At 51.8% G+C, this 12,901-nt stretch carries 9 protein-coding genes and 1 pseudogene; 5 read left to right on the top strand and 5 right to left on the bottom strand.

Features of this window, described 5'->3' with window-relative positions; translation table 11 throughout:
* The first annotated feature begins 57 nt into the window (after positions 1-57).
* Positions 58-1,194, top strand: coding sequence for a 23S rRNA (guanine(1835)-N(2))-methyltransferase RlmG (gene rlmG / locus FDX24_RS01955; RefSeq protein ID WP_137363747.1), 1,137 nt, complete (start codon positions 58-60; stop codon positions 1,192-1,194).
* Positions 1,195-1,248: 54 nt separating this feature from the next.
* Here rlmG and FDX24_RS01950 read toward each other — a convergent pair whose 3' ends face one another.
* The 3 genes and pseudogenes from FDX24_RS01950 to ygjG form a co-directional block, all read right to left on the bottom strand.
* A complete protein-coding gene (locus tag FDX24_RS01950; protein ID WP_137363746.1) occupies positions 1,249-3,267 on the bottom strand; it encodes an NADPH-dependent 2,4-dienoyl-CoA reductase in 2,019 nt (672 codons plus the stop codon).
* Positions 3,268-3,412: 145 nt separating this feature from the next.
* Positions 3,413-3,814, bottom strand: a pseudogene (locus FDX24_RS01945) (alpha-glucosidase); the annotation flags it as partial.
* A 70-nt stretch (positions 3,815-3,884) separates the two neighbouring features.
* Positions 3,885-5,264 carry a putrescine aminotransferase gene (gene ygjG, locus FDX24_RS01940; protein WP_167335587.1) on the bottom strand — a complete coding sequence of 460 codons (1,380 nt, stop codon included), beginning with the start codon at positions 5,262-5,264 and terminating at the stop codon, positions 3,885-3,887.
* A gap of 430 nt (positions 5,265-5,694) precedes the next feature.
* Between ygjG and FDX24_RS01935 the strand changes: the two genes are divergently transcribed.
* Positions 5,695-7,215, top strand: a complete 1,521-nt coding sequence (locus FDX24_RS01935; protein ID WP_048213331.1) for a PAS domain-containing methyl-accepting chemotaxis protein — start codon at positions 5,695-5,697, stop codon at positions 7,213-7,215.
* A gap of 317 nt (positions 7,216-7,532) precedes the next feature.
* The gene (locus FDX24_RS01930; RefSeq protein ID WP_137363745.1) at positions 7,533-9,098 is read left to right on the top strand and encodes a methyl-accepting chemotaxis protein; all 1,566 of its coding nucleotides are present in this window, start codon (positions 7,533-7,535) and stop codon (positions 9,096-9,098) included.
* On the opposite strand, the gene FDX24_RS01925 is transcribed toward FDX24_RS01930, so the two are convergent.
* On the bottom strand, positions 9,095-9,772 hold the full coding sequence (locus FDX24_RS01925) for a PadR family transcriptional regulator (protein ID WP_005131432.1): 678 nt from the start codon (positions 9,770-9,772) through the stop codon (positions 9,095-9,097). The genes FDX24_RS01930 and FDX24_RS01925 overlap by 4 nt on opposite strands.
* Positions 9,773-10,009: 237 nt before the next feature.
* Between FDX24_RS01925 and FDX24_RS01920 the strand changes: the two genes are divergently transcribed.
* Positions 10,010-10,792 (top strand): siderophore-interacting protein, encoded by a 783-nt coding sequence (locus FDX24_RS01920; protein ID WP_137363744.1) that lies wholly within the window; start codon positions 10,010-10,012, stop codon positions 10,790-10,792.
* Here FDX24_RS01920 and FDX24_RS01915 read toward each other — a convergent pair.
* Positions 10,789-11,637 (bottom strand): AraC family transcriptional regulator, encoded by an 849-nt coding sequence (locus tag FDX24_RS01915; RefSeq protein ID WP_040230561.1) that lies wholly within the window; start codon positions 11,635-11,637, stop codon positions 10,789-10,791. The two genes, FDX24_RS01920 and FDX24_RS01915, sit on opposite strands and share 4 nt — an antisense overlap.
* Before the next feature lie 67 nt (positions 11,638-11,704).
* Between FDX24_RS01915 and cfa the strand changes: the two genes are divergently transcribed.
* Positions 11,705-12,859: a cyclopropane fatty acyl phospholipid synthase gene (cfa, locus tag FDX24_RS01910; RefSeq protein WP_048213327.1), complete on the top strand. Its 1,155-nt coding sequence runs from the start codon at positions 11,705-11,707 to the stop codon at positions 12,857-12,859.
* The last annotated feature ends 42 nt before the right edge of the window (positions 12,860-12,901 follow it).

The following is a 12,901-nucleotide window of genomic DNA, read 5'->3' as shown; positions in this document are numbered from 1 at the left end:
GTATACTCACGCACCCTTTTCAGGGATACGCCGAAATTTTACCATTCAGGAGGGCCGATGAGCCACATAGACAACGGTTTCCGTTCGCTGTCACTTAAACGTTTCCCGGAGACGGATGACGTTAACCCGCTGCTGGCGTGGGAAGCTGCAGATGAATATCTGCTGCAACAGCTGGACGATACCGAGATTAGCGGCCCGGTGCTTCTCCTGAATGATACTTTCGGCGCGCTGGGCTGTGCGCTGGCGGAACATACGCCGTATAGCATTGGCGACTCTTATCTCAGCGAGCTTGCCACACGCGAGAACCTGCGTCACAACGATATTGCCGAGTCGAGCGTCAAATTCCTCGACAGTACCGCTGAATATCCGCAGGCGCCGGGCGTGGTGCTGATTAAGCTGCCAAAAACCATGGCGCTGCTGGAACAGCAACTGCGCGCGCTGCGTGAAGTGGTGACGCCACAAACGCGCATCATCGCGGGCGCGAAGGCGCGCGATGTGCATACCTCGACGCTGGAGCTGTTCGAAAAAGTGTTGGGGCCAACCACCACGACGCTGGCGTGGAAAAAAGCCCGTCTGATCAACTGTACGTTCAGCAAACCTGAGCTGGCCGCCGCCTCGCAAACGTTGAGCTGGAAGCTGGAAGGCACCGAGTGGATTATCCATAACCACGCCAACGTCTTCTCCCGTACCGGGCTGGATATTGGTGCGCGCTTCTTTATGGAACATCTGCCGGAAAACCTCGAAGGCGAGATTGTCGATCTCGGTTGTGGCAACGGTGTGATTGGCCTGACTTTGCTGGAGAAGAACCCGCAAGCCAGAGTGGTCTTTGTGGATGAATCGCCGATGGCGGTGGCTTCAAGCCGTCTGAACGTCGAAAGCAACATGCCGGAAGCATTGGATCGCTGCGAGTTTATGATCAACAACGCGCTGTCTGGCGTGGAGCCTTTCCGCTTTAACGCTGTGTTGTGTAACCCGCCGTTCCACCAGAAGCATGCGCTGACCGATAACATCGCCTGGGAGATGTTCCACCACGCGCGCCGTTGCCTGAAAATCAATGGTGAACTGTACATCGTGGCCAACCGCCACCTCGACTACTTCCACAAGCTGAAGAAGATTTTCGGCAACTGCGTGACCATCGCCAGCAATAATAAATTCGTGGTGCTGAAAGCGGTCAAAACTGGTCGCCGCCGCTAATCGCGTGTGCCGGATGGCGGCTAACTCCTTATCCGGCCTACGAAAGACGTGACGTTAAATTTCCAGTGCCAGTCGGGTGCCTTGTGCAATAGCGCGTCGGGCATCCAGTTCCATTGCCACATCGCAGCCGCCGATCAGATGCACCGTTTTACCTGCCGCGTGCAGCGGATCGACCAGTTCACGGCGTGGCTCTTGTCCGGCGCAAATCACCACGTGATCCACATTCAGGATCTGTAGCTCGCCGTTGATCATCACGTGTAACCCGTCATCATCGATCTTCTGATAGCTCACCGCCGGGATCATTTTTACGCCGCGTGAAAGCAGGGTAGCACGGTGGATCCATCCCGTTGTTTTGCCTAAACCTTGTCCTGGTTTACTGGCTTTACGCTGCAACATCACTATCTGGCGTGGGCTGCGGGGTAGATGTGGGCCTTCCGGACGTAAACCGCCGGGCTGTTGCAGACTGGTGTCGATTCCCCATTCCACGCAGAACTCGGCAATGTTCTGGCTGGTGGGATCGCCAGGCTGGCTCAGATACATGGCGGTATCAAAACCGATCCCGCCACAGCCAACGATCGCCACGCGTTTACCCACTGGCGTCTTATCGCGCAGGACGTCGAGATAGCTCAGCACTTTAGGGTGATCGATCCCCTCGATCGGCGGCATGCGCGGCTCGATCCCGCTGGCGAGGATCACGTCGTCGAAGGTGTGCAGATCGCGTGCGCTGACAAAGTGATTCAGTTTCAGCGTTACGCCAGTCACGTCGATCATCCGGCGGTAGTAGCGCAGGGTTTCATAGAATTCTTCCTTGCCGGGGATCTGTTTGGCGATATTAAACTGCCCGCCAATCTCGCCATATGCGTCAAACAGCGTAACGTGATGCCCGCGCGCGGCGGCATTAATGGCGAAGGCGAGACCCGCAGGGCCCGCGCCGACCACCGCCAGATTTTTCGGATGAGTGGCCGCAACGATCGGCATTTTGGTTTCATGGCAAGCGCGCGGATTGACCAGGCAAGAGGTGACTTTGCCGACGAAGATCTGATCCAGGCAGGCCTGGTTACAGCCGATACAGGTATTGATCTCATCCGCTCGTCCGCTTTGCGCTTTTGACAGCAGTTCGGCATCGGCGAGGAACGGGCGAGCCATCGACACCATATCGGCATCGCCACGGGCCAGAATATCATCGGCGACTTTAGGATCGTTAATGCGGTTGGTGGTAACCAGTGGGATCGTCACATGCCCTTTCAGCTTTCGCGTCACCCAACTAAACGCGCCGCGCGGTACCGGGGTCGCGATAGTGGGAATGCGTGCCTCATGCCAGCCAATACCGGTGTTAATAATGGTGGCGCCTGCAGCTTCTATCGCCTGTGCAAGCTGGACGGTTTCGTCGAAGGTTCCGCCGTTTTCCACCAGGTCGAGCATCGACAGGCGGAAGATAATAATAAAGTCATTGCCGGCGCGCTGGCGTACCGCCCGCACGACTTCCACGGCAAAACGCATGCGGTTGGTATACTCGCCGCCCCATTGGTCATTGCGCTGATTGGTGCGCAGAGTCAGGAATTCGTTGATCAGATACCCTTCCGACCCCATCACTTCTACGCCATCGTAGCCCGCTTCCCGCGCCAGTTGGGCGCAATGGGCAAAATCTTCAATCAGTTGCAGCACTTCATCGTGCGTCAGCTCATGCGGCGTAAAGCGGTTAATAGGGGCCTGAATGGCTGAAGGCGCAACCAGATGCGGTTGATAGCTGTAGCGACCAGTGTGCAGGATTTGCAGGGCGATTTTCCCGCCTTCATCGTGAACCGCATCGGTAATGACGCGATGGTGTACGAGCTGGCTAGTGTCGTTCAGCATCGCCCCGCCTTCCATACCCACGCCCGATAACGCGGGCGCAATTCCTCCGGTCACAATCAGGGCTACGCCGTGACGAGCGCGTTCAGCATAGAACGCGGCTAGCCGTTCTGCACCATCAGGATACTCTTCCAGACCGGTATGCATTGAACCCATCAGCACGCGGTTTTTAAGCGTGGTGAATCCCAAATCGAGCGGGGCGAACAGCGACGGATAGCTCATAAAGGTGTCCAGTATGTAAAATTATTGTTATGTGGTCGGATGAGTTACTAATTTAGCCGTCGCCGCGTAAAAGGGAAAAGGGGAATGCCGTGATTGTGATGGGATTCAAAAAAGAGGCTCTCCTTTTCAGGAGAGCCAATCGACGTTACTGCTGTTTAAGAAAATCGTTATACAGCATGTAGAGATGCGCGGCGCTCCAGGAGAAGTTAGGTGCACCCTGCTGTGCGCCGGTCAACGGGTTGTAGTTTTCCTGAATTGGACCTTCTGCCGTCAGCCCTTTGGCATGCTGGAAGAAAGTATCGGCCAGTTTTAATGCTTCAGCGCGATAGCCATAACGCGCCATCCCTTTTAGCCCGAACCAGAACTGATCCACCCAGACGCGTCCGCGCCAGTATATGTCCGCGCCGAAGGCCGGATTGGTCAGCGCTGCGGTGCCAAGTGGGACATATGTGTTGAACTCTTTCGGATCGAGCATCACGCTAACTACCGCATCCGCATGGGATTGTGTGGCCGCACCGTTAAACAGCGGTGACCAGCCTTCCGGTCCTTAACCGGCCTACAAAGGAGGTCCTTTAGTAGACCGGATAAGATACGTTAGTATCGCCATCCGGCAGTGGTTAGACCTGCTCCACGCTCACCCGTAATGCGGCCAGGGCTTTGCGGGTTGATCGCAATACCAGTTCGCATTGCTCGATCGTTAATGTTAACGGCGGTTCGATACGGATCGTCTTCGCGTTATTCAGTGTTCCGGCGACCAGCACTCGCTGACGGAACATTTCACTGGCAAAGCTGTAGCCAATCTCATTATCGACAAACTCAATCGCCATCAGCATGCCTTTGCCGCGAACGTCGTGTACCAGATCCGGATATTCACGCGCCAGGTGACGGAAGCCATCCAGCAACATATCGCCTTTCTGCTCTGCCTGAGCGGGTAAATTTTGCTCCAGCAGGACGTTAATGGTCGCCAGCGCCGCCGCGCATGAGAGCGGGTTGCCACCGAACGTGGTGGTATGCAGGAAAGGATTGTCGAACAGGACGGAGAACACTTCTTCAGTGGCAATGGTCGCGCCAATTGGCATTACGCCACCCCCAAGCGCCTTGGCCAGACACAGAATGTCAGGCTGCACGTTTTCATGTTCGCAGGCGAACATCTTGCCGGTGCGCCCCATGCCGGTTTGCACTTCGTCGAGGATCATCAGCGCGCCAAACTCATCGCAAAGTTTACGTACCGCGGTTAAATACCCTTGCGGCGGCAGGATCACGCCTCCTTCCCCCTGGATTGGCTCCAGAATCACGGCGGCAACATCGTCGCCGGTCTTTTTGCATTCGCTCAGGACGGTGCGCATGGCATCAATATCGCCAAAAGGAACATGGCGGAAGCCCGGCAGCAGCGGCATAAACGGTTTGCGGAAGGTTGATTTAGCGGTGGCGGATAGCGACCCCAGCGATTTACCGTGGAAGGCTCCGCTGGTGGCAATAAATGTAAATTTACCGCGCGGCGATTGATACGCTTTCGCCAGTTTTAGCGCCGCTTCAACCGACTCGGTCCCGCTGTTACTGAAGAAACTGTATTTCAGCTTTCCGGGAGCCAGTGCAGCAAGCGTTTTTGCCAGCATGGCCCGTAATGGGTCAAGTAATTCCTGGCTGTGCAGAGGTTGCTTCGCGAGTTGATTCTGTACGGCGGAGACCACTACTGGATTACGGTGCCCCACGTTGAAAATTCCAAAACCTCCCAGGCAATCGACAAACTCCTGTCCCTGGGTGTCGACAAGCGTATTCAGGCTTCCCGCTTGCCACTCTACGGCTCCGTAATCCCCGCCGGCAGTTACAGATTTTCTATACTCTAAGAACCCCGGATTGACATGCTCTTTGAAGTAATCAATCACCTCTCGGTTTAGTGCTTTCATTTCCTCATGATCAAGCGTTCGCTTCTCGATGAGATTCAGTGCGTGTGCGCTGCAGGCCAGAGCCGATGCGCTGGAAGGTAACCTGTTCAAAATATGCTCCCGGAGCTCGCGTATCACATGATACTGAATTAAGTATTGCAGGGATTGCGCCATCCCGACGCGCTTAACGAAAATCGGGATAAACACCAGGGAAGATCTTGCTTGTACAACATTTAATCTCAAACATTAACATTTGCTGGCATTTTGCCCAGGTTTACGCGCGTAAAACCGACGAGAAAAACGCGTTATTGCGCTAAAAGTGGGCAAAAATTGCACTATTGCAGTGCGCTGAGTGAAGGTGCATTGAATAGTTACGCAATGAAAGTATTTTAAATCAATGAATTAGAAAACATACAAATTTTGAGGTTTAATCGCAAATTGCGATCTAAATCAAATTTAACAACTAAAGTTAAAAAGATTAGCGCCGAAATAACATAAGCCGAAAGAGTTAACAACCAGATAACCTGCACAGGACGCAACCATGTCTTCTCATCCCTACGTTAGTCAGCAAAATACACCGCTGGATGATGATATCACCCTCATGTCGACCACCGATTTACAAAGCTATATCACCCATGCGAACGATACCTTTGTTCAGGTCAGCGGCTATCAGCTGAATGAATTGCTTGCTCAGCCGCACAACCTGGTTCGTCACCCGGACATGCCGAAAGCGGCGTTTGCGGATATGTGGTACACCCTGAAACAGGGGGAACCGTGGAGCGGTATTGTGAAAAACCGGCGGAAGAATGGCGATCACTACTGGGTGAGGGCCAATGCGGTGCCGATGGTGCGGGAAGGACGTGTAACCGGGTATATGTCGATCCGTACCCGGGCGACGGAAGCGGAAATCGCGGCGGTCGAACCTTTATATAAAGCACTCAATGAAGGCCGTTGTCATCGGCGCGTCCATAAGGGGCTGGTGGTACGTAAAGGCTGGTTGGGTAAACTCCCGTCGCTTCCGGTTCGCTGGCGGGTACGCAGTGTCATGGCTTTTATGTTTGTCATCCTGGCAACTGCGCTACAGCAGATGGGCGCTGAATGGCCGCAACTGTTGGTGAGCGCGCTGGTGATGATGCTGGCGACGGTTATTTTCGAATGGCAGATTGTGCGTCCCATTGAGAATGTTGCCCAGCAGGCACTGAAAGTCGCGACCGGTGAGCGCAACAGCGTGACCCATCTTAACCGTAGCGATGAACTGGGTCTGATGCTACGGGCGGTGGGGCAGCTAGGGTTAATGTGCCGTTGGCTTATTCATGACGTGTCGAGTCAGGTCAGCTGTGTGCGTAACGACAGTGAAACGCTGGCGAAAGGCAGCGATGATTTAAACAAGCATACGCAGCAGACGGTAGAAAATGTGCAGGAAACGGTCACCACCATGAATCAGATGGCGGCATCGGTGAAGCAAAACTCTGCGACAGCAGCGGCGGCTGACAAGCTGTCTATTGCCGCCAGCAGCGCAGCGACACAGGGCGGTGAGGCGATGGATACAGTCATTAAAACAATGGACGATATTGCCAACAGCACCCAACGGATCGGCACTATCACGACCCTGATTAACGATATCGCCTTCCAGACAAATATTCTGGCGCTGAATGCGGCGGTTGAAGCGGCCAGGGCTGGCGAACAAGGAAAAGGATTTGCGGTGGTGGCCGGAGAGGTACGCCATCTTGCCAGTCGTAGTGCAAGCGCAGCAAATGACATCCGTAAACTGATTGATGCCAGCGCCGACAAGGTGCAGTCCGGCTCCGATCAGGTTCATGCCGCAGGGCGGACAATGGATGATATTGTGGCGCAGGTCCAGAATGTGACGCAGTTGATTGCTCAAATCAGCCATTCAACGCTGGAGCAGTCAGATGGTCTTTCCAGCCTGACCCGTGCCGTAAATGAGTTGAGCAATATTACGCAGAAAAATGCCGAACTGGTCGAAGAGAGCGCGCAGATTTCAGCAATGGTGAAACATCGTGCCGGTCGCCTGGAAGATGCGGTGACCGTGCTGCATTAATTCTCACCCTATCCCATTTTCCCGCCAAACGCTTATCGTCCCCGGTAGGCGTTTTTGTAATGATTTTGTTAATCATATATTAAATAATACCACTTTGGTATTACGATTCTATTTTCCTTATTCCGTTCTGACCGCGAGTGTCCTGTTTTTAAATATTGTTAAATATCGCTTATATAACGATCGGTCTTGCTTTATTCATCGTCAAAAACTATTTCGTAACATTGATGAAAATTAAAAAACGATCAATATCATAAAGTTAGGTGAGTGTTGACCGATAAGGATATCTGTCTGAAGAAAACTGTCTCCAGGGAGAAAATATGTTCTTGCATAACGTAAAGATTCGCTCGAAATTATTTATCGCGTTTGGTTTGTTTATTGTACTGATGATGGTGAGTTCGGGCCTTTCGCTGTTGAGTCTGGATCGTAGTAACAGTGGGATGCAGAACATCATTACCAATGACTATCCGATTACGGTAAAAGCCAATCTGCTCATTGATAATTTTCAGGAGTTTGTCAGTACTCAACAATTGATGTTATTGGATGAGGAAGGCAAATGGATCCAGGCGTCCCAGGAAAAGCTCGATACCATCAGCCAGCAAATTTCTGCTCTGCTGGATGCGCTGAGTGCTGCACCTCTCAATGATGCATCCAAAAAAATTGTTGCGGATATCCGCGATGTGCGTGAGCAGTATCTGGCTTCCCGATTCCGCATTCTGCAGGCGCTGCAGAATCACGATCGCTCCGGTGCGATGCACGAGATGATGACCCGCACGGTGAATGTGCAGCAGGCGTATAAAGCAAAAGTGCAGGAATTGATCGCCATTGAAGATGCCCAGATGCAGAAGGCGGGCGCTCAGGTGGAATATGATTTCCACACCAATCGCGCGCTGTTGATTACTCTGGCGCTGATAAGCATTGCCGCCGGTTGTGTGATGGGGTGGTATATTGTGCGCTCAATTACCCGACCTCTTAATGAAGCTGTGCAGTTTGCCGAGGCGATTGCGCAGGGCGACCTTACTCGCAACATCAGTATGGAACAGAAGGATGAGACCGGTGTGCTGCTGCAAGCGCTGATGGCAATGAAAACCCGACTGTTAGAGATTGTCGAGGAAGTGCAAAACGGCTCCGAAAATATCTCTGCGGCGGCGGCGCAGATTGTCGCGGGTAATCAGGATTTGGCTGCGCGTACCGAAGAACAGGCAAGCTCGGTAGAACAGACTGCGGCGTCAATGGAACAAATTACCGCGACGGTCAAAACGACGGCAGACCATACCCATGAAGCGACGAAGTTGTCTACGGGAGCGGCGGCGGTGGTGAAAAACAACGGTGAGATGATGAATCAGGTGACGCAGAAAATACGCGTGATTAATGAAACCTCTAACCGTATGTCAGAGATTATCAACCTGATAGATTCGATTGCTTTTCAAACCAATATTTTGGCGCTGAATGCGGCTGTCGAAGCGGCGCGCGCCGGTGAGCATGGACGTGGTTTCGCGGTAGTAGCCGGAGAAGTGCGTCAACTGGCGCAAAAAAGCGCATCGTCTGCCAGTGAGATCCGCAATCTGATTGAAGACTCCACCAGTCAAACCCGGGAAGGACTGGTGCTGGTTGAAAAAGCCAACGCGTTGATCAATGGAATGGTCACTAACGTTGAAGAAATGGATGTGATATTGCGGGAAATTGGTCAGGCCAGCCGCGAGCAGACGGACGGTATTTCGCAGATTAACAGTGCGATTGGCCTTATCGACACCACCACGCAACAGAACTCCTGTCTGGTAGAAGAGTCCGTTGCGGCAGCGGCGTCATTAAACGAACAGGCATTACACTTAAAAGAGATGATTAAAGTGTTCCGCGTACGTAAAGAGGACGCGCAGCCTGCTTAATCAAGCTGGGTGATGTCCAGCGATGCGCGATCGATAATACCGATGATCTTCTTGATTTGCGCTTCGCTGGTGTCACCGTGATTGACCCGCAGATCCAGCACGGCTTTAAAATTCTCCAGTGCTCTTTTCATCTGTGGATTCTTGCGTAATTCAAAGCCGACACAGCGTGCTTTAATACGTTCGTGGATATGTTCCAGATGTTCCTGGTTCTCTTCCAGCCATTGCAGGCCTTGCTCGGTGATTGTGATTTGCTTACGTCCGCCTTCCTCGTCACGGATGGCGATAAGCGACTGATCCTGCAAGAAATCCAGTGTCGGATAAATCACGCCCGGGCTTGGGGTGTAATTACCCTGAGTCAATGTTTCAATGGCTTTGATTAGCTCATAACCGTGACTGGCATCGCGGGTCAAAATATCGAGAATCACCAGCCGTAATTCGCCGTGGCCGAAGAAACGCTGACGTCGACCGCCACCGCCGCCGCGACCGTGGCGGTGTCCGCAGCCATGCTCATGGTGGTGTTCTTTGTTACAGCCTTCGTGATGACGTTCTTCACCTTTACAGCAACCTTCGTGGTGTTCGCTGTGATGACCTTCGTGGCGATGTCCTTCACCCTTACAGCAGCCTTCGTGCTGGTGTTCTGCATGTTTGCAGCACCCTTCATGATGATCTTGCATCATTCATCTCCTGACGTTATTTAGATATATCTAATTTATATCTAAACTTTTTCTATTTGCAAGTGTATGCAGGAATATTAATTTAATTTATTGATTTATATATTTATTTTTTTGTTTCGCGTTTGGGGGGCGCTATCCATACTCTATCAAAAAAGTTCTTGCAATATTCTCAATTAGCAATCATTATCATTTAAAATTTATTTAGATATATCTAATCTCTGTCACGAAGGCGAAAAAATGACAAATAACATTCCACGCTATCCACAGCGCGTTCGCAATGAGCTGCGCTTCCGTGAACTGACCGTCCTGCGGGTTGAACGTATCAGCGCGGGTTTCCAGCGCATTGTACTGGGCGGTGACGCTCTGGATGGTTTTAGCTCACATGGTTTTGACGACCACACCAAGGTCTTTTTCCCTGAGCCGGGCAGTCACTTTGTGCCGCCCGTAGTGACGGATGAGGGGATTGTCTGGCCGGAGGGTGTGCGTCCGGTATCCCGTGATTACACGCCGTTGTATGACCAGGCACGCCATGAACTGGCGCTGGATTTTTATATCCACGACGGCGGCGTGGCGAGTACGTGGGCGATGAATGCGCGTGAAGGTGACAAATTGACGATTGGCGGACCGCGTGGCTCGCTGGTGGTACCAGAAGATTATGCGTACCAGGTTTACGTGTGTGATGAATCTGGAATGCCTGCGCTACGTCGTCGGCTGGAGGCGATCGGTCGTTTAGCGGTACGTCCAAACGTGACGGCGCTGGTTAGCGTACACGATGCAGCGTATCAGGATTATTTCGCTCATCTCGATGGTTTTACGATTCAGTGGTTTGTCGGCCATGACGAACAGGCAGTGAATGATCAGCTTTCACAGCTGACCGTACCTGCACAGGATTATTTCATTTGGATAACTGGCGAAGGAAAAGTGGTGAAAAACCTGAGCGCCCGCTTTGCTACTGAGGCTTTCGATCAGCAGTTGGTGCGTGCCGCGGCTTACTGGCATCAACGTCGGAACGTTAATTAATAATGTGACGGTGAAACGCCAAACGCCTGGCGGAATGCATAACTAAACGCTGCGGTGCTTGAATATCCCACATCGAGCGCCACGGCGGTTACGCTTTTATTTTTCTTCAGCATGAGTACAGACTCCAGAATTCGCATTTTTTGCTTCCAGACGCTGAAGGGTAATCCGGTTTCTTTTTTGAAATGACGCGAAAAGGTACGGGCAGACATACCCAAATGTTGTGCCCAATACTCTACTGAATGTTCCAGCGCCGGTGACGCTTGTATTGTTCGGCACACATGGGTTAATTCACGATCCTGCGGCCAGGGTAATACAAAGGCGACCTCTGGTAATTGCAGAATAATGTCAACCAGCACACTGACCAGTTTGCCTTCTTTTGACTGGCTATCATAATGGCCTGAAATTGAATTCGTGGCGTAATGAATAAACTCTCTGGCGAAATCACTGATCGCCACGACTTTACACTCATGGATACTTTCTTCGAGAAAACCCGGTTTAATATCCAGATTCTCTAAATGCACATCATCCAGCGCCCAAACTGCATGCTCAGTATTATTGGGGATCCAGATGCCGTAATGCGCGGGGATTATCCAGCACTTGCCGGCGACATCAATGCGCATACTGCCTTTGCGGGCAAAATGAAACTGCATAAAAGCGTGTGAGTGCTGCGGAACATGGTGGTTGGCTTCCAGGACATAAGAGCGAAAGTAAACGTCCTGCGGCAGTTCTGCCATGGAATCGTCCGGGAAGGAATTCCAATGTTTTTGCGCGAGAGTTTCCATAAATAAATCGTCAATGCTCCCGGTGGTGTGGCCGCTGTTCGATAGATCTTGTCCGCAAATCATAATACATACATTCTTTTTTCCATAATAATCTTGCGTAATAATTAATACCCCACTTTTGGTAAATACCATGAACACGCTTTGTTCAGATGCTGTCATCGTCAATGAAACAAATGATAACTGGACCCGAATGGGAAAAGAGCTGCTCCAGCAAGCAGATATTCAGATCAATGGTTCCCGCCCCTGGGACATTCAACTTCATCATGCCGGTTTCTTTAAACGGGTGCTGCAACAAGGCTCCCTGGGGCTTGGCGAAAGCTATATGGAAGGCTGGTGGGACTGTGAACGCCTCGATGTTCTGTTCTGCAAAATTCTGAAAGCAAAACTCGACCAGCAAATGCCGGGAAATCTGAAAGATATATTACGTATTGCCAGCGCCCGCCTGTTTAATTTGCAGTCTCGCAGTCGTGCGTGGATTGTCGGTAAAGAACACTACGATATTGGCAACGATCTCTTTGCACTCATGTTGGATCCCCACATGCAATATTCCTGTGGCTACTGGAAAGAGGCAACCACTTTAGAAGATGCGCAAAACGCCAAATTAAAAATGATTTGCGAGAAGCTGCAACTGAAACCGGGTATGCGTTTACTCGATATTGGTTGTGGCTGGGGCGGGCTGGCCGAATATGCGGCGCGTCATTACGGCGTGGCGGTAGAAGGCGTCACTATCTCGAAAGAGCAGCAAAAAATGGCGCAGCAGCGCTGTGAAGGGCTGGACGTTAATATTCTGCTGCAGGATTATCGCGACCTCGATAAACACTACGATCGTATTGTCTCCGTGGGGATGTTTGAACACGTAGGGCCGAAAAACTACGACACCTATTTCAGCATCGCCGACCGTTGTTTAAAACCGGATGGGCTGTTCCTGTTACATACTATTGGTAGCAATAAAAAAGGGATGAGTGTCGATCCGTGGATCAATAAATATATTTTCCCGAATGGCTGCTTACCGGCGATTTCTCATATTGCTGAAGCGAGCGAGTCGCGATTCGTGATGGAAGACTGGCATAACTTTGGCAGTGACTATGATAAAACGCTGATGGCCTGGCATGCGCGGTTTAATCAGGCGTGGCCGGAGCTGTCATCGCGTTATTCCGCGACTTTCAGAAGGATGTTCAATTATTACCTGTGCGCTTGTGCTGGTGCGTTCCGCGCCAGAGATATTGAGCTGTGGCAAGTACTGTTTAGCCGGGGCGTAGAAGGCGGGATCCGCGTTTATCGTTAACGTTCCGCCGGATGTCAGCGTTGCCTTATCCGGCCTACAAAG

The sequence above is a fragment of the Citrobacter sp. wls716 genome (assembly GCF_005280975.1).
GTDB classification, from domain to species: Bacteria; Pseudomonadota; Gammaproteobacteria; order Enterobacterales; family Enterobacteriaceae; genus Citrobacter; species Citrobacter youngae.
Note: the sequence above shows the minus strand (reverse complement) of the source record. Positions and strands in the feature narration are given on the sequence as shown.

Coding starts and splice junctions, on each gene's coding strand:
- FDX24_RS01920 (WP_137363744.1), top strand. CDS start 10,010: ATGACAAATAACATTCCACGCTATCCACAGCGCGTTCGCAATGAGCTG.
- FDX24_RS01935 (WP_048213331.1), top strand. CDS start 5,695: ATGTCTTCTCATCCCTACGTTAGTCAGCAAAATACACCGCTGGATGAT.
- FDX24_RS01950 (WP_137363746.1), bottom strand. CDS start 3,267: ATGAGCTATCCGTCGCTGTTCGCCCCGCTCGATTTGGGATTCACCACG.
- FDX24_RS01925 (WP_005131432.1), bottom strand. CDS start 9,772: ATGCAAGATCATCATGAAGGGTGCTGCAAACATGCAGAACACCAGCAC.
- FDX24_RS01930 (WP_137363745.1), top strand. CDS start 7,533: ATGTTCTTGCATAACGTAAAGATTCGCTCGAAATTATTTATCGCGTTT.
- rlmG (WP_137363747.1), top strand. CDS start 58: ATGAGCCACATAGACAACGGTTTCCGTTCGCTGTCACTTAAACGTTTC.
- cfa (WP_048213327.1), top strand. CDS start 11,705: ATGAACACGCTTTGTTCAGATGCTGTCATCGTCAATGAAACAAATGAT.
- FDX24_RS01915 (WP_040230561.1), bottom strand. CDS start 11,637: ATGATTTGCGGACAAGATCTATCGAACAGCGGCCACACCACCGGGAGC.